At 66.4% G+C, this 19,636-nt stretch carries 12 protein-coding genes, 1 tRNA gene and 1 pseudogene; 6 read left to right on the forward strand and 8 right to left on the reverse strand.

The window, feature by feature from the left end; all coding sequences use genetic code 11:
• Positions 1-12 precede the first annotated feature (12 nt).
• Positions 13-689, forward strand: a pseudogene (locus tag PDM28_RS17970) (VOC family protein).
• Between the two features lie 126 nt (positions 690-815).
• Positions 816-2,150, forward strand: coding sequence for a peptidase MATCAP family protein (locus PDM28_RS17975; RefSeq protein ID WP_311183083.1), 1,335 nt, complete (start codon positions 816-818; stop codon positions 2,148-2,150).
• Between the two features lie 6 nt (positions 2,151-2,156).
• Here the strand turns inward: PDM28_RS17975 and PDM28_RS17980 are convergent, their stop codons facing one another.
• From PDM28_RS17980 to PDM28_RS17990, 3 genes are all read right to left on the reverse strand, one after another.
• Positions 2,157-2,585 carry a hypothetical protein gene (locus tag PDM28_RS17980; RefSeq protein WP_311183084.1) on the reverse strand — a complete coding sequence of 143 codons (429 nt, stop codon included), beginning with the start codon at positions 2,583-2,585 and terminating at the stop codon, positions 2,157-2,159.
• Positions 2,586-2,625: 40 nt separating this feature from the next.
• A complete protein-coding gene (locus PDM28_RS17985) occupies positions 2,626-3,075 on the reverse strand; it encodes a hypothetical protein (RefSeq protein ID WP_311183085.1) in 450 nt (149 codons plus the stop codon).
• Positions 3,076-3,181: 106 nt separating this feature from the next.
• Positions 3,182-3,328 carry a hypothetical protein gene (locus tag PDM28_RS17990; RefSeq protein WP_171966802.1) on the reverse strand — a complete coding sequence of 49 codons (147 nt, stop codon included), beginning with the start codon at positions 3,326-3,328 and terminating at the stop codon, positions 3,182-3,184.
• Between the two features lie 438 nt (positions 3,329-3,766).
• Between PDM28_RS17990 and PDM28_RS17995 the strand changes: the two genes are divergently transcribed.
• From PDM28_RS17995 to PDM28_RS18005, 3 genes are all read left to right on the forward strand, one after another.
• Positions 3,767-4,366: a restriction endonuclease subunit S gene (locus tag PDM28_RS17995; protein WP_311183086.1), complete on the forward strand. Its 600-nt coding sequence runs from the start codon at positions 3,767-3,769 to the stop codon at positions 4,364-4,366.
• Between the two features lie 106 nt (positions 4,367-4,472).
• Positions 4,473-5,969, forward strand: coding sequence for an N-6 DNA methylase (locus tag PDM28_RS18000; protein ID WP_311183087.1), 1,497 nt, complete (start codon positions 4,473-4,475; stop codon positions 5,967-5,969).
• Between the two features lie 217 nt (positions 5,970-6,186).
• Complete coding sequence (locus PDM28_RS18005; protein ID WP_311183088.1) at positions 6,187-9,030, forward strand: type I restriction endonuclease; 2,844 nt, start codon at positions 6,187-6,189, stop codon at positions 9,028-9,030.
• 19 nt (positions 9,031-9,049) lie between these two features.
• Here the strand turns inward: PDM28_RS18005 and PDM28_RS18010 are convergent, their stop codons facing one another.
• On the reverse strand, positions 9,050-10,441 hold the full coding sequence (locus PDM28_RS18010) for a short-chain fatty acid transporter (protein ID WP_425507678.1): 1,392 nt from the start codon (positions 10,439-10,441) through the stop codon (positions 9,050-9,052).
• A gap of 94 nt (positions 10,442-10,535) precedes the next feature.
• Positions 10,536-11,429 carry a 4-hydroxybenzoate octaprenyltransferase gene (ubiA, locus tag PDM28_RS18015; RefSeq protein ID WP_102946290.1) on the reverse strand — a complete coding sequence of 298 codons (894 nt, stop codon included), beginning with the start codon at positions 11,427-11,429 and terminating at the stop codon, positions 10,536-10,538.
• Between the two features lie 134 nt (positions 11,430-11,563).
• Here ubiA and PDM28_RS18020 point away from each other — a divergent pair.
• A tRNA-Arg gene (locus PDM28_RS18020) sits at positions 11,564-11,640 on the forward strand.
• Positions 11,641-11,760: 120 nt separating this feature from the next.
• On the opposite strand, the gene PDM28_RS18025 is transcribed toward PDM28_RS18020, so the two are convergent.
• From PDM28_RS18025 to PDM28_RS18035, 3 genes are all read right to left on the reverse strand, one after another.
• The gene (locus PDM28_RS18025) at positions 11,761-13,116 is read right to left on the reverse strand and encodes a Gfo/Idh/MocA family protein (RefSeq protein ID WP_311183091.1); all 1,356 of its coding nucleotides are present in this window, start codon (positions 13,114-13,116) and stop codon (positions 11,761-11,763) included.
• A 24-nt stretch (positions 13,117-13,140) separates the two neighbouring features.
• Positions 13,141-16,125: a TonB-dependent receptor domain-containing protein gene (locus tag PDM28_RS18030; protein ID WP_311183092.1), complete on the reverse strand. Its 2,985-nt coding sequence runs from the start codon at positions 16,123-16,125 to the stop codon at positions 13,141-13,143.
• A 136-nt stretch (positions 16,126-16,261) separates the two neighbouring features.
• Entirely contained in the window at positions 16,262-19,546 is a 3,285-nt protein-coding gene (locus PDM28_RS18035) for a TIM-barrel domain-containing protein (protein WP_425507679.1), read from the reverse strand.
• Between the last annotated feature and the right edge of the window lie 90 nt (positions 19,547-19,636).

Here is a 19,636-nt window from a genome sequence, read left to right on the forward strand (position 1 = left end):
GTGATTGGCTCGATGCGCATCAACGTTCTCCAGCTTCCGGTGTCTGATGTATCCGCAGTCGCTGCGTGGTTCGGCGAGGTCATGCAACTTCCTGTACAGGGCAGTGCCGTGCAGATCGGCTGGACCACGCTGCAGCTTCGCGACGCTGGGAGTGACCCGGTCGGTGGCGTCCACCTGGCCTTCAACGTCCCGGCCGATCGCTTCGAGGCTGCCACCGCATGGCTGCTGGAACGCTCGCCGTTGCAGCGCAATGCCAAGGCGAGGCCCACTTCACCTTCGGCGGGCGCTGGGAGTCGGAATCGATCTACTACGACGGCCCCGACGCCTTGATCCTGGAACTGATTGGTCGTCGGCGGTTGCCTGCCTCCGGGCGTACCGGCGCGTTCCACGGCAGCGAGCTCACCTGCATCAGCGAAGTGGGCCTGCCCACTGCCGATGTCGCCGCGCTGACCGCCCGCGCCGAGGCGACCTTCGGGCTGCAGCCGCTCAGCCCGCCGACCCCGCACTTCGCCGCACTGGGCGACGACGAAGGCCTTTTGATCGTCGTGGATGCCACACGCCACTGGTTCCCGGAGCAGAAGGTGCTGCCCAATGCACGCGGGATCGAGGTCACGCTGGGTGATGTGGACGCCGGGCAGCTGGCCGATGACGTCGAAGGCTGGCAGCTCACTGCGCCCCAAGCAGGCTGAACACGCCGCCTGCGCGCATTCACCTGCGCGGCCAGTACATTTGCTGAGCCACGACGGGTAGAAGGACCGTTGCGCGGTCCCTGCGCCGGCAACACAGTGGCTGCAGCCCACCCCAGGTTGCCCGCCGTGGAACTGCTCACCTCCGCCCCCGCTTCCGACCCCACCCGGGACGATCCTGCACTTGGCCCCCTGCTGGAGGTGGATGCGCGGCTGGCCAAACTGGGAGGGAAGATTCGCATCCTCTCCGGCCTGGCGTGGCCCATCGAAACGGAGACCCGCTTCCTGGAAGGCTGGCGCGCCGGCAAGCCGGAACTGCCGGCCCCACCCACCCCGCCGCAGGACCACGCCGAAACCATCGCCGCGCTCGATGACATCCTGCAGCGCCTGGATCGCGGCCACCCGGTGGGCGACTGGCTGTACCGCACCGCGTGGAGCATGCGCGTGGCCGCGCGCATGCTCTCCAGCATCGGCACGCCGCAGTTCACCGAGTGCTCCACCCTGCTCTACGGGCACCCCAGTACCCAGTACCGCTCGCAGACCACCACCACGGCGCACTCGGCCGCGCAGATGCTGGCCATCACGGACCAGCTGCTGGGTTCGCAGTACGTACCCCGCATTGCCTACGACATTCCCGCGCCGGACTTCTCGGAGATGCTGCGCAAGCGCATCGATCCCTTCTTCACCGACGACCCGGTGAAGGTGGTGCTGGACACCGAGCTGGCCTCCAAGGCCGCCGCCGGCAGCAAGGTCATCCGCCTGCGCGCGGACGCGCTGTTCTCACAGCTGGACCTGGACCAGCTGGTGGAGCACGAAGCCTTCATCCACGCCGGCACCCTGCTCAATGGCAAGCACCAGCCATGGCTGCGTTGCCTGGGCACCGGCTCGCCGCGTACAACGCGTACGCAGGAAGGCCTGGCCACGTTCTCGGAGATCATCACCGGATCGATGGACATCAACCGGTTGCGCCGCCTTGCGCTGCGAGTGGTCCGGTTGCAGGAAGCGCTGGAAGGCGCGGACTTCATCGATGTCTTCAAGGCCTTCCTGGCCGCCGGCCAATCCGAGGAAGACAGTTACCGAAGCGCCGCGCGCATCTTCCGTGGTGGCGACGTGCGCGGTCGCGTGTGCTTCACCAAGGACGGCGCCTACCTGGAAGGCCTGCTGCTGGTCACCGCCTTCATCAAGCGCGCCCTGCATGAGAATCGCGGCGATACGTTGCGACTGCTGTTCTGCGGCCGCGTGGACCTGGGCGACCTGGTCACGCTGGCACCGTATCGCGCCTCCGGGCTGATCGCGCCGCCGCGCTATGTGCCGCCGTGGGCGCAGCATCCGGAGCGGGTGCTGGCTACGCTGGCCTTCTCGACGGCCGCACAGGCGATGCGGCTGGATACGTTCGACCTGGGGCGGTTCTCGGCGGTTGAGGATGAGTTGATGGCGGGGGCAGAGAGTCGGGCTACGTCGTGAAGCTGCTCACTCGGCCTCGTCCTCTTCCCGGTACAACCCCATGTTGGCCAGCGACAACTGCATGTACATGAAAGCGGCGGCCGCGTCGGACATCGTTCCGTCGACCGGACACGAATCAAGCCAGTCCCTGATCTCCGCGTTGTAGGGACTCACGGCGTTGGCGAACTCAAGCTTTTCCTCTTCAGTCGCCGTTTCCTCCACCACGTCCCTGATGGCGTCATCGCAGATGCCCCAGTACCAGGCCAGTGGCAACAGCACCCGCAAGCTCTCCGGAACATCGGCGGGGTCCAGCGGAATCCTGGCGGCGACGATGTCAGCCGGTGTCACGAGAGCGGCAAACTCCTCGGCGGTACCCATCTGGCCATGATGAAGCTTATCGCTGCGCTGGCCTCGAAAAGGCGCCAGAACATGGTCCAGCATTGATTTCACATCCATCGAGCATCTCCCCAATCAATCGAGATTCCAAGGCCATCCCTCAGCCCTGATCTACTGCTTCTTCATAGAACCCAAGCTCATCCAGGGCAGACTGCATGAACATGAAGGCGGCCGCTTCGTCGCTCATGTCGGAACCTTGTGGAAAGCTGTCCAGCCACTTCGTGATTCGAGCGTTGTACGGGTTTACGGAAGCCGCGAACTTTGATTTTTCCTCGACGGTGGCCGCGTCCAGTGCCGCTTCGCGAATGGCGTCGTCACCGATGCCCCAGCGCTCGGCAAATGGCACCAGCGCCCTCAGCTCCCCGGGAACCCTGGCAGGATTCACGCGGAGGCGCGCGGCTTCAATGTCCGCTCGGGTGACTCCGGCAGCGAACTCCTGAGCGGCGTCAATCTGACCGAGCTTGAGCTCTGAACCCTGGGACGCGCTACACCCACTCGACGCACAGCAAAGCACTGCGATCAGACCCATCCACTGGCTACGCTTACTCACGGTGTTCCCCTCATGAGTGATTCCGGTTTTGCCCGGTCGCGGCGATCTTAGTACAAAAAAGGCCCCGCCGAAGCGGGGCCTCATCGTCCGGCGCTACAGCCAGCCGTCACTCTTCTTCGTCCTTCCAGCCCTGCTGCTGGTTCTGGTTGCGCTGCTGCTGTTCCTGCTGCTGTTGCTGCTGCTGGTCGCGTCCGCGCCCCTCCTGCTGACCACGCTGGTTCTGCTGGGAACTCTGATTGCGCTGCTGGGCCATCTCGGATCTCCGGAAGCCGCGGGCGGGATGCCGCGGTCAGGGCCATGCTGTGCAGGGGTCGGTTAAAACCATGTGGCAATTTGCATACGAATTCGTCAAACGCGAGCATGAACTCGTCCGCAAGCAGCGCGTTCTCAGGGACTTTGGCGAGATCCCGGGCACGACTTATTCCACAATGGAATGCGCTCATGTCCCTATCCGCTTTCCGCCGCAGTCAGCAGCATGAACGCGCACCCGCGCGCGGATTCGGTGTCATTCGATTTGCGCAACCTATCGAAGTCCGATTGACGCCGTCTTTTGCACTGGGCAAAGCAGTTTCACGGGCCCTATCAGTAAAGCGCCAAACACGTTCCAGTTCCAGCACCTGAATTCGCATCATCTGGAATGGTGCAGATACGCACGTTGACGCCTCCCGGGGTGCCGCGCATGTTCCCTGCGATGAACACTTCACACACCATCGCAAGGCTGGGAGACATCGCCAGCATCCGCCAGGGACATCCTTTTCGCGGAGCGATCAGAGCAGCCGTGGATGGATCGGTTCGGGTCATCCAGTTGAAGAACGTCGGTGTGAATGGCATGGACGATGTGCATGCCCTGATGCGCACGCATCTAAGCAACCGAAAAGCGCCGGACTGGGTGAAGGATGGGGACGTGGTGCTTACAGCACGAGGTGGTCACCCGATGGCAGCGTTGCTCACCGATCCGCCAGAGAGGACGGTGTGCAGCCCTCACCTTTACGTGATTCGGGTAGCTGATGCGGTCAGGGCTTTGCCTGCGTTCATCGCCTGGCAGTTGAACCAGTCCTCCGCCCGGGAGCACTTACACAGGCAATCCGCCGGATCACGTCAGCAGAGCCTTCGGAAGGCATCCGTCGAGGACCTGCCGATGAGGCTGCCGCCGCTGCACCAACAGCAGCGCATCGTGACCATCGCCAGGGCGGCACTGCTTGAGCGCTCCCACTGCGAGCAGTTGATCGCAGCGCGCAATGAAGAGGTCTCGTGCTATGCGGCCCGCCTTCTCGACGGCGCAACCGTCTGATGCGTTGAAGCGCTGCACGCCGATGATTCTGCAAGCAATATCTTGTTTTCGGATATCGAGAGAACGGATGTAGGGTCGGCGAACCGATCACTACATACACGCGATGATGACAACCGAAACCCCGGCCACCCTTGCCGCCCTGGTCCATGCGCGTGATGCGCTCGGCGAGGTCAGGCGTCCCGATGCCGACACGCATCTGACCCTGTCCCTGCTCCTGCTCAAGCTGGCCAGCGACGCGCACCAGGCCTGCACCCCGCATGCTGCCCAGGCGCCGTTCGACCGGTTGCGTTCGGTGCCGTTCTGCGTTCCGGCGCATGCGCGATTCGCGACGCTGTACCGGCAACGCCACGCGCAGGGCAACGGGCTGCGGGTCATGACGGCGCTGCGGGTGTTCACGCTGGCCAACCCGCGCAAGCTGGGCGGCATCTTCCCCGCGCTGCAGCTGGGCGATGCGCTGCCTTCCGATGAGACCCGTCGTGACGAGGTGCTGCTGCACCTGCTGGAACGTCTGGCGCTGCCGGCGCTGAACTTCCGTGGGCAGCCCGGCTTTGGCAATGTCTGCATCAGCGATGCCGTGGAAGGTCTGCTGGAGCGCCCGGTGGCCGGGCGCGGCCCGGTCGAGGCGGGCCAGGTACCGGCTGCGTTGGCTTGGTTGATGGCGGCGCTTACCGATCCCGACGCCCGCGAGTCTGTGTACGACCCCATCTGCCGGCAGGGCACGTTGCTGCTGGCTGCCTCGCGCCGGATGCGCAGGAACGGAGCCGAGGGCAGCCCGGCGTACCGCTACCCGTTGTATGGGCAGGAGGCCGACCCGCTGCTGTGTGCCGTTGCTCGCCTGCGCCTGCTGCTGCATGGCAGTGACAACCCGCATCTGCGGTCGCGCGACGCATTGGAGGATCCGCTGCTGGAAGACGGTCGCCTGCAGCGCTTCCACGTGGCGCTGGCCTGTCCGCCGCTGCACCTCAAATGGATCTCCGCACAGGCTGCCCACGACCCGTACCTGCGCTTCCTGCACGGCACCGCACCCCGCCAGTGGGCGCATGCCGCACTGATCCAGCACATGCTGGCCACGCTGAATCCACAGCGCGGACGCATGGTGATAGTAGTGCCGCACGGGGTGCTGTTCCGCGATGGCGAGGAAGCCCGGATCCGCCAGGCATGGCTGGACGCGAACCTGGTGGAAACCGTGATCGGGCTGCCGGACCGCCTGTTCGCCGGGTCGTCGGTAGCGACCGCCCTGCTGGTGCTGCGTAGGGTGCGAAAGGACGAAGCGGTGCTGTTCATCGATGCACGCGGGCTGTCCACTGCGGGCAAGCGTGGTCCGCGCCTCGATATGGAGGGAGCGGAAGCGCTGCTGCGCCTGTGTGCAAAACGTACAAGCGAACCGGGATTGGCGCATCTGGCACTGCTCGATGAGATCACCGCCAACCACGGCAACCTGAGCATTGCGCGTTACGTGCGGCCAGTACCGGTTCACGCCGCTACCGACCTTGCCACTCTGCGTTCACGGCGTGCAGCGCTGGAAACGACATTCGCAGCGATCCAGCAGGAGTTGAACGCCGAGTTGGACGCGCTGGAGCGCGAGTTCTCGAAACTGGCCTGAAACGACGCGTAAAGGTGCGACCGATTGGCGTCCTCTATTCGAATTTGAAAATGCATTGATAACGCGTTCCGCGTTCTACACATCGAACGCATGATTCGGAATGATGCACACAGTGTGAGATGGATGTGATCGAACACACTGTCCGCATGAACATCGCCCACCCCAACTTCGTCGTCGCGGACGTACGTCTCCGCCCCCGTCTTTCCGAGGTGCTCGCATGAGCGTCAACCACGGAAGATTCGGTGTTCGCCACTCGGCGCTGGGCTGGTTGCGTCGACTTGGGTGGAACTACCTGGAAGCACGCGAGCTCGGTCCGCTTCGTGGGCTTCCGGAAAGCACACTGCTGGAGAACCGCCTGTTGCCGTGGCTGCGGCGCTTCCGGTTTGAGCGCCACGGCGAGCTGCTGCCGCTTTCGCCGGAAGGCATCCACGAGATCATTTCCGCAGTAGATACCTGCTGCCACAGCCTCGACTGGGAGGCATCCAGCGCGACCGCGCACCGCCTGCTGGTGGAGGGCGCGCGTACCGTGCAACAGCTGCCGGATGGAAGCCGCACCGAGGTGCTGGTTCCGCTGATCGACTGGGAGCATGTGCAGCGCAACCACTGGGACATGGCCGATGCGGAGCCGTATCCGGATCCGCTCGATCCCGACATCCGCGAGCTGGTCGGATACGTCAATGGCATTCCGTTGGTCGTGCTGGCGTGCGTGGAGCGCGACCGCGAGAAGCGCTGGGGCACCGTCGCTGCCGGAATTTCCCACCTGTGGCGTGGCAAGACCGCCTTTGTTTCGCATCGGCCAGCGCTGCACGCGCAACTGCTGCTGTGCCTGGACCGGCGCGGAGGCTGCTATGCCAGCGTGGGTACGCCGGCCCATGGCTGGATGCGCTGGCGGGAACATGGTTGGAGCCGCGAGAGGGTGGACCAGTTGCGCGAGCGTCCTGTGCCCTTCGCGGAGGTGACGCTGGACCCGCCATGGGCCGCCCATGCCGAACTGCTGCAGGGTGTGCTGGGGCCGGCGCGGTTCCTGCAGTTGCTGCGCGGCTTCCTGCACACCGGTGCGCATGGTCGCCGCTATGTGGCCCGCCCCGGGCAGTTCTTTGCCGTGCAGCATGCCCTGCAGGCACTGCGCTCCCGTGATTTTGAAGGCAGGCGGGGCGGCGGCCAGCTGTGTCTCGCAGCCGGCAGCGGGCTGCAGCGCGCACGGTACTGGCTGCTGCACGCATTGCGGGCAGATCCCGAGTTCGAAGGATTGCGCATACTGCTCCCGGTGGCCCGCCCCACTCCGACGCCGCAGGACCACAAGCGCAGGTCGGGCCCGCAGGCGGCCGACCAGCTCACCGAGTTCCTGGCCGGCCATGCCAGTTCGCCACACGAGGTTCCGCTGCGCGTGTTTCGTGGCTGGGGACGCAAGGCCGCCCCGCCGACGGCTGCAGCGGATGCCGGCACCGAGATCCTGCTGCTGGTCGATGCCAACTTCTGGGAAAGCCCGCCGGCATTGCTGCGCCGCCTGCGTCGCTGCCTGCCGCGTTCGACCTGGCTCACGTTGAGTTCGCAGCCGATCCTGCTGCCCGCCGCGGACCTGGACCCCGGCGCGCCGCTGTACCACTACCCACCGGAGCATGCGGTGGCCGACGGGGTGGTGGTGCCGGCATGGCGCGATGGAGGCGCGATCTACCCGGTGCTGAGTCGCGATATGCCAGCAGATGCGCAGGCCACCCCTGGAGAGCTGCGCCAAGCGCAGGTGGCCACGGCGATCAGCCAGCACTTCCACGGCGTTGTCCGCGTGGCCGAGCGCAACCTGCGCGGCACGCTGCTGGTGGAGACGCCGAAGGAAGCAGAGGACTACCAGCGTGCGCTCCATGCCGATGGGCGCCTGCAGACCCAGTTGACCGGCTACGACAGTCGCGGCCTGCCCACGCAGCGGGCATCGGAAGGCATTCCGCCGCAGGTGGAGCTGGTGATTGCACATGGCGATCTCCCAGCGTCGCAGGACGCGCGGCTGGGCCTGCTGTACGTCGACCGGCCGCTGTCGGACCCCGAGCGCCTGCGCGCGGTGGGGCTGATCAATGCCCCCCACCCGGACAAGCGCGCCGCACTGGTCGTGGACTTCCATGCCAGCGGGATGAATGACGCGCCCGGGCAGGAGTGGATGCCTGGGTCGGTGCAGGTCAACCGCGACGCCCTGGCGCGTGATGATCGGCGCCTGCAGGGGTTGTTGCCGGAACGTGCAGAAGAGAACTTCCACGCCTGCCGTGATCACCTTGCACCGGACTGGACGCTGGGCGCGCATGGCGACGACATCGACCTGAACCGGCGCCGACGTGACCTGCTGCATCGGCGCGTGACCGAGTTCGGCCAGAGGCTTCAGGTAGCCATCGCGTCGGAAGCGGCGTTTACCGGTGAACAGGCCGCTGTGAGCGCGCGCTACCGAAGTACCCTGCATCGCTACTCCGTGCTGCGCGACGCGGTCAGCCAGCTGGCGCTGGAAGAGGACCGTTTCAATCCGGAAGATCTGCGCGTGCGTCACTGGGCACGCGAGCGCGCACCGGCCGTGCACGAGGAGCCGCTGGACTACCAGGCAGTCGCTCCGGTGGAGCAGAGCGACCCGGCAGGAAGACAGCAGTCCAACGAGATGTACACCCGCCTGCGCCACCAGCTCGGCCAGACCGGTGAAGAACCGCATCTGATCGAGCAGGCTCGCTACAACCTGAGCCAGATACTGCTGAGCCCCACCGGCCAGATGCGACTGGACGCACTGCAGGCATTCGAAGCCACACAGCAGGTGTCACTGCACGGTGGCAGCGGCGTCCGTACGCCATCACGCGGTCTGGCGGTACTGGAAGGCCTGTTCGGCCCCACGAGGCACCAGGCCGACCGCATTTCCATGGGCGCTTTGATCGACGTCGTGGTAGCCGAAGCGCACGCCGGTCCCCGCATTCTGTTCCACGAACACCTGCGCGACCGGCTGGAACCCCTGCTGCGCCGACACCTGAAGGAAGTTCAGGTGCAGGCCGTGCTGCACGCAGTCCTGTCGCGCGCGCATGACTGGCCGCCGGGGTGAGCCCGGCGGTCGGTTCCGTCTACGGCATTACCGGCGGCACATAGGTCAGGGTCATTCCGAGCACCCACAGCAGCCCCAGCACCAGCGGGATGTGCACCAGTAGCTGTATGAAGGTGAAGCCGACAATGTCGCGGGCCTTCAGGCCCAGCACGCCGAGCAGCGGCAGCATCCAGAACGGGTTGATCAGGTTCGGCAGGGCTTCGGCGGCGTTGTAGACCTGCACCGCCCAGCCGAGGTGGGCTTTCAGCTCATTGGCCGCCTGCATCACATACGGGGCTTCGATGATCCACTTGCCGCCGCCGGAGGGTACGAAGAACCCAAGCACCGCCGAGTAGATGCCCATGACCAGCGCGAAGGTGTCGGTGGTGGCGATATGCACGAACACGGTGGACAGGCGATGCGCGAGGGTTTCGCCGCCACTGCCCACGGCGTGGGTAAGGATCATGGCGATGCCGCCATACAGCGGAAACTGGATCAGCACGCCGGTGGTGCTGGGGACGGCCTTGGCCACCGCGTTGAGGAAGCTGCGCGGGCGCCAGTGCAGCAGCAGGCCCAGCGAAATGAACAGGAAGTTGTAGGTGTTGAGGTTGGCAATGGCCGTGACCACCGGCTTGCTGGCGAACTCGCTGAACAACCAGCCGAAGGCCAGCAGCGAAAGCAGCACGGTGAGCAGCGGGCTGTACTCCAGCCATTCGCCGGCACGCGTGCGCGGCTGCAGCGGCTCCGGTTCGGCCTGGGCCGCGCCGGCAAAATCTCGTGAAGTGCGTGCCGTCGCCGGGCCCGGTGCGGTCAGCCACGCGATCAGCAGCGAGACCAGGATCAGCGCGGCCGTCAGCGCGATCGACTGCCACAGGAAGATGGTTTCAGTGAAGGGCAGCACGCCGGTGATCTCCACCAGGCCGGGCGGCATGCTGGCCGGGTTGGCCTGCAGCTGCGCAGCCGAGGAGCTGAGCCCCATCGCCCACACTGCGCCCAGGCCCAGGTACGCCGAGGCACCGGCAGCGCGGTAGTCCATGTGCAGTTCTTCGCGGCGGGCCAGTGCCCGCACCAGCAGCCCGCCGAACACCAGCGAGAATCCCCAGCTGAGCAGCGAGGCCAGCATGCTGACCAGGCCCACGTACACCACCGCGCCCCGGCCGGTGCGCGGCACCCGGGCCAGCAGCTCGATGAAGCGTGCCACCACCGGCGCGGTCGCCACGGCATAGCCGCCGATGACCACGAAGGCCATCTGCATGGTGAAGGGAATCAGGCTCCAGAAGCCGTCGCCGAAGGCCTTGGCGGTGGCCTGCGGGGTGGCACCGAAGCCCATGGCCGCCAGCGCCACGATCACCACGCCCAGCACCGCGAACACGTAGGCGTCGGGGAACCACTTTTCTGCCCATGCCGCCGAACGCAGCGCGGCGCGCGCCATCCAGCCGTCCTGCGTTGCCGCCGATGCCGTAGTGGCCATGCCCTACCCTCCCAGGTTCATCAATTGGTAGCACCCGGCCCCAGCCGGGTGGCCCTCAGCCCAGCGCCAACGCAGCAGCAATACCGGCGAACAACGCCGCGCCCACCCAGTTGTTGTGCAGGAAGGCCTTGAAGCAGGGGTCGCGCTCGCGCTTGCGGGCGATCCAGAATTCGTACGCAATCAGCCCGGCGGCCACGGCCACGCCCAGCCAGTAGTAGAGCCCCAACCCACTGCGCATGCCGACCATCGCCATGGTGCCCAGGAACAGCGCGTACAGGATGCCCTGGATGACCAGGTCCAGGTCGCCGAACAGGATCGCGGTGGAGTGCGAGCCCATCTTCAGGTCGTCGTCGCGGTCTACCATGGCGTACCAGGTGTCATACGCGGTGGACCAGAGGATGTTGGCGCCGTACAGCAGCCAGCCCACCACCGGCACTTCGCCCTGGATGGCGGCGAACGCCATCGGGATGCCCCAGCCGAATGCCATGCCCAGGTACACCTGCGGCAGGTGGGTATAGCGCTTGAGGTACGGATAGCTGGCGGCCAGGAAGATGCCGATGAAGCTCATGCCGATGGTCAGCGCGTTCAGGGTAAGCACCAGAGCGAACGCCACCAGCATCAGCCCGGCAAACAGCACCAGCGCTTCGCGCCCGGACACGCGGCCACTGGCCAGCGGGCGGTCCTTGGTGCGCTTGACGTGCGGGTCCAGCCAGCGGTCGGCGTAGTCGTTGATCACGCAGCCGGCCGAACGCGTCAGCCAGACCCCGGCGGTGAACACGAACAGGATCCACAGCGGCGGCAGGCCGCCGGCAGCCAGCCACAGCGCCCACCAGGTGGGCCACAGCAGCAGCAGGGTGCCGATCGGGCGATCGGCGCGCATCAGTTTCCAGTACTGGCCCCAACGCGACGGCGGTGCGCCGGCGGGGGCGTCAAAACGTTCGTAAGCCATGCGTAAAGGATACCGCCAAGCCCCCCGACGGGGTGCGCTGCGACGCGATTGGCCCAAGGGGGCAGACCTGCGCCGCGTTTACGGATAGAATGCCCGTCCCGCACCGTCTCATGGCGCTGCGGCGGTTCCAAGATGCGCCCGTAGCTCAGCCGGATAGAGTAGTGGCTTCCGAAGCCATTGGTCGGGGGTTCGAATCCCTCCGGGCGCGCCATCTTTCCCCGTTCCGCAGAATTCACCGCGCAGCCACGCAGGGCGTGGCTCTACCGCGTTGTGTTCGTCCGTGGTTGCGGGGTACCCGGCGCACCGAAGTTGCGCCGGGCTGGTCCATTGATCAGTACGTCCCGTCGAACGCGAAGATCGGCTTGCGCTGCTTCCACAGACCGGCGGTGAAGTCCGGGAACTCCAACGTCTGGAAGCTGTTGGCGATGGACTGCTCGGACAGCGGCGTGATCGCACTCCAGGTGATGGCATCGTAGATGTCGATCGGCATCGGGGCCTTGGCCTTGAGCGATTCAACGAACGCGTGAATCACGAACCAGTCCATGCCGCCGTGGCCGGCGCTGGCGGCAGTGTCGGCGTGCTGCTTCCACAGCGGGTGTTCGTACTGGTCCTGGTAGGTCTGGAAGGCTTCCCATTTGTGCGGCGGGCTGCGGCCTTCGATGTGGATGGACTGGTTGACGTCCATCCACAGGCCCTTGGTGCCCTGCACGCGGAAGCCCATGGAATACGGGCGCGGCAACGAGGTGTCGTGCTGCAGCAGGATGGTCTCGCCATTCTCGCAGGCCAGGGTGGTGGTCACGATGTCGCCCAGCTTGAACGTCACCTTGGTGCTGGGGTGGGTGGTGCCGCCACTCTTGGCCACGGTGTACTCATGCAGGCCGCGCGACTTGCTGGCGAAGGCGTTGATGTGGGTGAAGCGGTTGCCGCGATTGATGCCGGTGTACATGGCGCACGGACCGATGCCGTGGCTGGGGTAAAGCTCGCCATTGCGATCCACCGAGTGCTGGGTGCGCCAGCGCGCTTCGGACCAGGCGTTGGGGCCGAACTCCACGCCGCTGTCGTACGGCTGCGAAGGATCGCCGGAATTGAACTTCACCCCGCGCAGGTCGTGCTGGTAACCGGCCTGCAGGTGCACCAGTTCACCGAACACGCCCTTGCGCACCATCTGCAGCGCGGCCATCACGTCGCGGCGGTAGCAGACGTTCTCCAGCAGCATGTACGGCGTGCCGGTGGAGAGCTGGGTCTTGAGTACGTCCCAATGGTCCTGCAGGGTGATGCCGGCCACCACTTCGCAGCCCACGGCCACCTTGGCCTGCATGGCGGCGATGGCCATCGGGGCGTGGTATTCCCACGGGGTGGCGATGATCACGCCGTCCAGGCCGCGCTGCTCGAGCAGGCGCTTCCAGGCGTTGCGGTCGCCATCCTGGCCGTAGGCCTTGGGCGCGGGCTTTCCGGCCTTCGCCACCATGTCCATGCCCTTCTTGAGCATGATCGGTTCGATGTCGCACAGCGCGACCACCTCGACGTCGTCGCGGCGCACCAGCTCCTTGAGCAGCACCTGGCCGCGCATGCCGGTACCGATCAGGCCCAGCCGCAGCGTGCGCCCGCGCGCCCAGGCCGGGGTTTCCGGCAGCAGACTCGTGGCGGCCAGGGCCGCGCTGGCGGCAATGAATTCCCTACGCTTCATGGAACGTTACTCCTGTTGCAACAATCAGAATTTGTAGCCGACCTGCAGACTGTAGCTGCGGCCGAAGATGCTGGCATAGTCACTGGAGTCACCCAGGAAGCTGTTCGGGTCGTAGAACGGCAGACGGTTGAACAGGTTCTTGACCGTGAAGCCCAGGCTCCAATGGTCGTCCGGGCGCCAGCCCACGCTGAGGTTGGCGGTCCACCACGACGGCACGCCGTCGCACTGGGCCGGGTTCACCGGCAGCGAGCCGGCGGTACAGGTTTCCGGGTTGTTGTCTTCGGCATCCACGCGGTCCCACGCCCACTTGGTGGTGCCCACGTAGTTGATGAAGAAGCTGGTGGTGACCTGCTTGTAGTTCCAGTCGGCGTTCAGCGTGGCGCGCAGGCGCGGGTTGCCGTAGTAGCCGATGGTATTGCCGTAGTACCAGCGATCTTCATCGTTGATGTAGGCCTCCTTGCGGCGTGCGATGGTGGCCGCCATGCCGACGTTCAACGAACCCCAATCGCCCAGCGAGAAGCGGCTGCGCGCGTCGATATCGAAACCGTCCACCAGGGTGCGGCCCTGGTTCTTGTACTGGCCCACCACCGCCGCCACGTTACCCACGCTGTAGCCCGGCAGTGCGCCGGGGCAGCTGACGCCGCTGGCCGGATCGGCACACATCTGGGCCAGCGCGGCCTCGTTCGCGCGGTCATTGTCGCTGATCGGGTTGCGGGTCATCGAAAGGATGTCCTGCTCCTTGCTGTAGTCCGGCGCGGCAATCTCGTTGCGGCGATAGATGAACCAGTAGTCGGCGGAGATCGACATCCAGCTGGCCGGCTCGTAGACGAAGCCGAGCGTGGAGATCTTCGCCTTCTCCGGCTTCAGGTCCTGGTTGGGCTGGGTCATGCGCGCCACGGTACGGCTGCAGTCGCTGTTGAGCAGCGAGTTGCCCAGGTCGACGTCGCCGGGGCGGTTGGACTGGCGCAGCAGGTTGGCGATGGCGTTGGTTTCATCGCAACGGATGTCGTCCTCGAAACCGCCCAGCTGTGCGAACACGCCGCCGGTGCCGGCCTCGGCCAGGCTCGGGGCGCGGAAGCCTTCGGAGTAGGTACCGCGCAGCAGCAGCTGTGGCAGCACCTGGTACTTCAGGCCGATCTTCGGGGCGAGGTTGGCGCTGAAGTTGGGATACTTGTCCACGCGCAGTGCCGCGTCGAGTTCCAGCTTGTCGGTCAGCGGCGCCACCGCTTCGGCGAACAGCGCGTAGGTGTTGCGCTTGCCGTCGAACCACGAGCCGCCCTGCTGGGTGATCAGGCCGTTGGCCGCGTCTTCGTTGCCGGGGGTGTAGAAGGTTTCGCGGGTGGCGTTGAAGCCGAAGGCCGCGCGCACGTCACCGGCCGGCATGCTGAACAACGGGCCTTCGATCTTGCCGTCCAGCGTATGCAGGCGGGTCCAGGACTGGATGTCGAAGGTCGGGTACGCCTCGCGGATCAGCTGGGCGTTGGCTTCACTGATCACGCCAAACTGGTAGGCCGGATTGTCGGAGATGATCACCCGCCCGGTACCGGGGTCGATGGTGTACGGGCCGAAGGCGCGCTCGAAGCCGTCCAAATTCACGTTGACCGTCTGGTAGGTCACCGAGTGCGTACCGGCGGTGGCGAACGCGGTCTCCCAGTTCCAGTCTTCGCCCAGACTGCCGCGCAGGCCGGCCAGTACACGGTAACTCTGGTCGGTGTTGCGCTGGCCGAAGTGGTTGGCGCCCACGTCCTGCATCAGGTAGTTCAAGCCCACTACGCCACCCATCAGGGCCTTCAGCTCTGGGCTGGCGAGGTTGTAGACGTTGTTCGGCCCCAGATAGGGGGTGAGGAACTGATTGACCACGTTGCCGGTGTTGCGCGAGTACCAGCTCGACGGATTGCCGGTGGTGGTGTTGTAGGCCGAGGGCGTACCGCCGTTGGCGGTCAGATCGATGTCGGTGTAGGTGACTTCGGCGAAGGCCTCGGTGGTGTCGCCAATCAGGAAGTGCGAGCTGATGTACGCGGTGGCGCGCTCGGTCTTGGCACCGGCGTCGATCTCGCGGTTCATCCACGTTTCCCAGATGCAGCGCGTGCCTGCCGCGTCGGACAGGACGTTGTTGCAGCCCGGTGCCGCTTCACGCACCAGCGCGTTGGTGGTCGGATCGAAGGCAAAGTAGCTACCCGGGTTGAACACGCCCGGCTTGCTGCCGGTGCCCAGGCGCAGGTTGGTGATGTAGTTCGGGTTGTTGACGTAATACTGGCTGGGCCGCTTGTCGTAGAAGTCGCTGAGCGGAATCGCGTTGCGCCGGTACAGGTTGACCGAGGCGTAGATGTTGTAGCGGTCCTCGTCGAGGTCGCCGAAGCCGGCGGTGATGCTGCCCTGCTGCTCGCCGTAGGAGTCGATGCGCGAGGAACGGTCGGCGGTGATGTTGACCTCCGCGCCCTGGTAGCTCTGCTTGGTGATCACGTTGATCACGCCGGCGACCGCGTCGGTACCGTACACGGCCGAGGCGCCATCGGTCAGCACTTCCATGCGTTCGATGGCGGCAGCGGGAATGGCGTCGATGTTGACGAACTGGGTCTGGAACCCGGCGGGCGCGCCGTAGTACGAGAGGCGGCGACCGTTGAGCAGCACCAGCGTGCCCTGCGCGCCCAGGCCGCGCAGGTTGGCCTGCGAGGCGCCGTCGGAGCCGGTGAACAGCGAACGCGAATCCTGCTGGCCGGGCCGCGCAGCCGGCAGGTTGTCGAGCACCTGCAGCAGCGTGCGCGCCCCCATGTTCTCGATGTCCTGCTTGCTGATCACCTGCACCGGCGAGGACGTTTCCACGTCGCTGCGGCGGATGTTGGAGCCGGTGACCTGCACGCGCGCGAGTTCGGTAGCGTTGGCTTTTGACTTGGCGTCGGTGGCGGTGTCGTCGTCCTGCGCGAACGCGGGACCGCTCACAGCCAGGGCAAGGCCCAGCGCGACGGACAAGGGTGTGGCGGGGATGCGGCGATGGCGTGCGTTCAACATCGTTGGCTCCTTGTACATTCCGCAGCGTGGGGCTGCCAGGGTGGGTTTGTTTCGGGCAACAGTTCCCCGCACCACGGCCAGAGGGCCGAAGTCGGGAAACCGTGGGGTGAGGTGGTATGAAGCGTGGTGCGGTGGGTTACGGCGATACGATGCTGGCGGTATCGCCCTCCTGTCCGATCAGTGCGGCGTTGGCCCAGTTGCCGCATACCTGGGTAGGCTGCGTGCCTTGTGCGCCCAGGGTGCGCAGGCTGAGGGTCTGCAGCCCGCGGATGTCGAGTTCGGGTTTGACCACGCCCGGCGCCTTGACCAGGCCGCTGTCGTACAGCAGCCGGCCATCGCCCCAGACCTGGAACTGCATGCCACCAGCGGTGCGGCAGGCGTCATCGATACCGAGGTCGGCACGCAGCAGGCGCCACTGGCCCTGCAACTGCAGGTCGATGCGGCTGGCCGGACCCACGCCCAGTCCACGGCGGAACAGCAGGCCGTTCATGCGCATCGGCTGGCCGCCCTGGAAGGCGAGGTCGGCGCGCACCTGTGCGGTCGCGGCGGCGGGCAGCGCCAGCTCGGAGAGGTAGCGCTGCTGCGCCGGACGCTCGGGTACCTGGTGCTCCAGGATCTGGAACGTACTGAGCGTGATCGGCCCGACGTCGCGCGGCTGCAGGGCGTCCACCGCGCGGGCGACGCTGCCCTGCGCGGCGGTGACCATCGGATCGCTTCCGGCGGCGCCGTCGCCTTCCGGGTTCTGCACGCTGAGCACGCGGAAGCGCAGCAGGCGGCCAGCGTGCGCGGGGAAGTCGATCTGCTGCTTGTCCTGCTTGAGTGCCAGGCGGCCACGCTTGATCGGCTCGCCCCATTCGCCGTTGGTGTCGGCCAGGTAGATCTCGTAGTCGCGGACCTGGCCACTCTTCCAGTGCTGGTCGTTGCGCGGCGCCAGCACGATGCCATCGACCAGTCGGCGTTCGCCGAACCCGATCACCCATTCGTGGGCGCCGGTGCGCACGGCCTGGTTGCGCACGGTGCGGAACCAGGTGGCCGGGTCGTCGTCGAAGGCTTTCTCCAGTTCATAGCCGCGCTCTTCGGCCGGGCGGTTGACCACCAGCAGGCTGTCGGCGGGCAGCGCGCGGCCCAGCACCGGCGCGGCGGGGAAGGCGTCGTCGACAGGCGCCGTGGCCTGCGGGATGTCGAGCTGGAAGGCCAGCGGCGTGCGGATGTCCACCGCAGCGGTGCGCACATGCACGGTGCCCTTGCGCTCGGCAGCGTCGTAGTACCAGCCTTCGCTGGCCCCGTTCCACGCGGCAGCGTCGGCCAGCATTGGCAGGGCGCGGCCGTCGAGGGCCACCGCCGTCGGGCGCTGCCGGCTCAGCACGCGCAGCGCATAGCGGCGCTGCGCCAGCTGGCCCTGGTACTGGCCGCGTACGCCGTCGATGCTGACCTGCACCGGACCGCTGCCCTGCGCCGGTGCCTGCATGCGCACCTGCTGCTGGCTGGACTCGCCCTTCTCATAGCGGCGGGTGTTGCCGTCGTCTTCGTACAGCGTGTACTGCGAGCTGCCCTGTGGGTACAGGTCGAAGGTGACTTCGTCGAGCGGCTTCTCGCCGTCGAACAGCATCTCCGGGTACATCGGCACGATCGCACCGGCGCGCACGAACAGGGGAATCGTGGCCAGTTCCACCGGACGATCCAGGGTGCGGCCTTCCGCCCCCACCTGAAGTTCTCGACCGTCCCAGTAGTCGATCCAGCGGCCCTGCGGCAGATGGATGTCGCGGCGCCAACCACGGCTGGCGGCCTGGCTGCGGTACACCGGCGCCACCAGCAGGTCGCGGCCGAGCAGGAACTGGTACTTGAACGTTTCGTCCCACGCATTCGGATCCTGCGGGTAGTCCCACATCAGCGCGCGCAGGATCGGTGCGCCGGTGGTGGCCGCCTCATGCGCCAGCCCGTACATGTACGGGGTCATGCGCATCTTGAGCTTGAGGTAGTCGCGGTTGATGCTGCGGTAGGGTTCGTCGTACCACCACGGGTGCTTGCGCGCACTGCCCGACCAGCCGGACATGCCCATCAGCACGGGAGTGAACGCCTTCCACTGCAGGTCGCGGGTGAAGGTTTCGGCGCTGCCGCCGAAAATCGCATCCACGTCGCCGCTGGCGTAGGCCATGCCGGACAGCCCGGAACCGACCAAGGTGGGAATGTGCCAGCGGATGTAGTCCCAGCTGCTGCTCTGGTCGCCGGTCCAGGCCACCGCGTAACGCTGGATGCCGGCCCAGCCCATCACCGTCCACAGGAACGGGCGCGAGTCGGAGTTGTGCAGGATGCCGTTGAACGCGGATTGGTTGGCGTCCATCGCGAACTGGTAGCCCTTGCCGGTCCAGGCCACGTCCAGCTTCTGCACGCGGGTACCGGCGGTGCCCACTTCCCAGGCGATCTTGTCCACGCCGTTCTCGGTCCACAGCCCGGTCTTGAAACCGTAGCCGGCCAGGCCCTTCACGGTCTCCGGAAGGCCCTTGTAGCCGCAGCCGTAGCCGTCGTTGGGCAGGATCCAGCCACCAGGCATGTCGTGCGCGCGGTACTGCTTCGCCACGCTGTCGACCACGTCCGGGGTGGTGCCGGTGGGGCCATCGCTCCAGCCTTCGGGCACGCTGCCGGGCTTCTTGATGTTGTCGCCGTCGTTGTAGCAGTCGGCGTCGCCATACGAGAACGCCCAGCGCGGCAGCAACGCGGCGCGGCCGGTCAGCGCGGTGTAGCGATCCAGCAGCGCGGGCAGACCGTCGCCGACGAAGTAATAGGCATCGAAGCGGTCTTCGCGATGCAGCAGCGTGGCCTGGTCGGCCTGGCGCAGGTCGTAGCTGCCATCGCTCCAGGTGTTGCGCAGCATGCCCCAGCCACGCGAGCTGAGCAGCATTGGCGCGGGGTTGGGGCGGTCGCCCTCTTCCCAGCCGCCGGAATAGGACACCTCCAGTTCGCGCCCCTTGAAGGCGAACCGGCCGTTCTGCTGGCCGCCGCCGACGAACTGCTCGTCCGGCTGGCTGCTGAGCACCTGCACGCTCTGTGCGGTGTCCAGGTCCAGCGGTTGCAGTTCGCGCCACAGCGCCACGTCCTTGCCGCCCTCGCGGCGGTCCAGTGCAAGCCGCAGTGGCTTTCGCTGGATGTGCAGTACCAGCGCGTCGGTGCGGATGCGCACCTCGGCGGCGTCTTCTTCAAGCGTGAACGGCACGGCGCTGGCAGGCTGCGGCAACACAATCGGCGCAGCCTTGTCGCCCGCCGGTTGCAACGTGCCGGTGCGGCTGGCCTGCACGCGCAGCAGATCGGTGCGCAGCAGGTCCACGCGCACGGTCATGCCATTGTCGGTGCTGAGGTTCCAGGCGGTGGTCTCGCTGCCAGGCGCAGCCTGCACCGTGGCGAGATTGCCCAGCGGCGCGGCCATCGCAGGCAGGGCCGCCAGCGACAGGGACGAAAGCAGCGCGATGGCCAGTACGGTGCGTCGACAACGGGTAACCACTTCGCCCCCAAAGCC

It is taken from the genome of Stenotrophomonas aracearum (assembly GCF_031834615.1).
Taxonomy (GTDB): domain Bacteria; phylum Pseudomonadota; class Gammaproteobacteria; order Xanthomonadales; family Xanthomonadaceae; genus Stenotrophomonas; species Stenotrophomonas aracearum.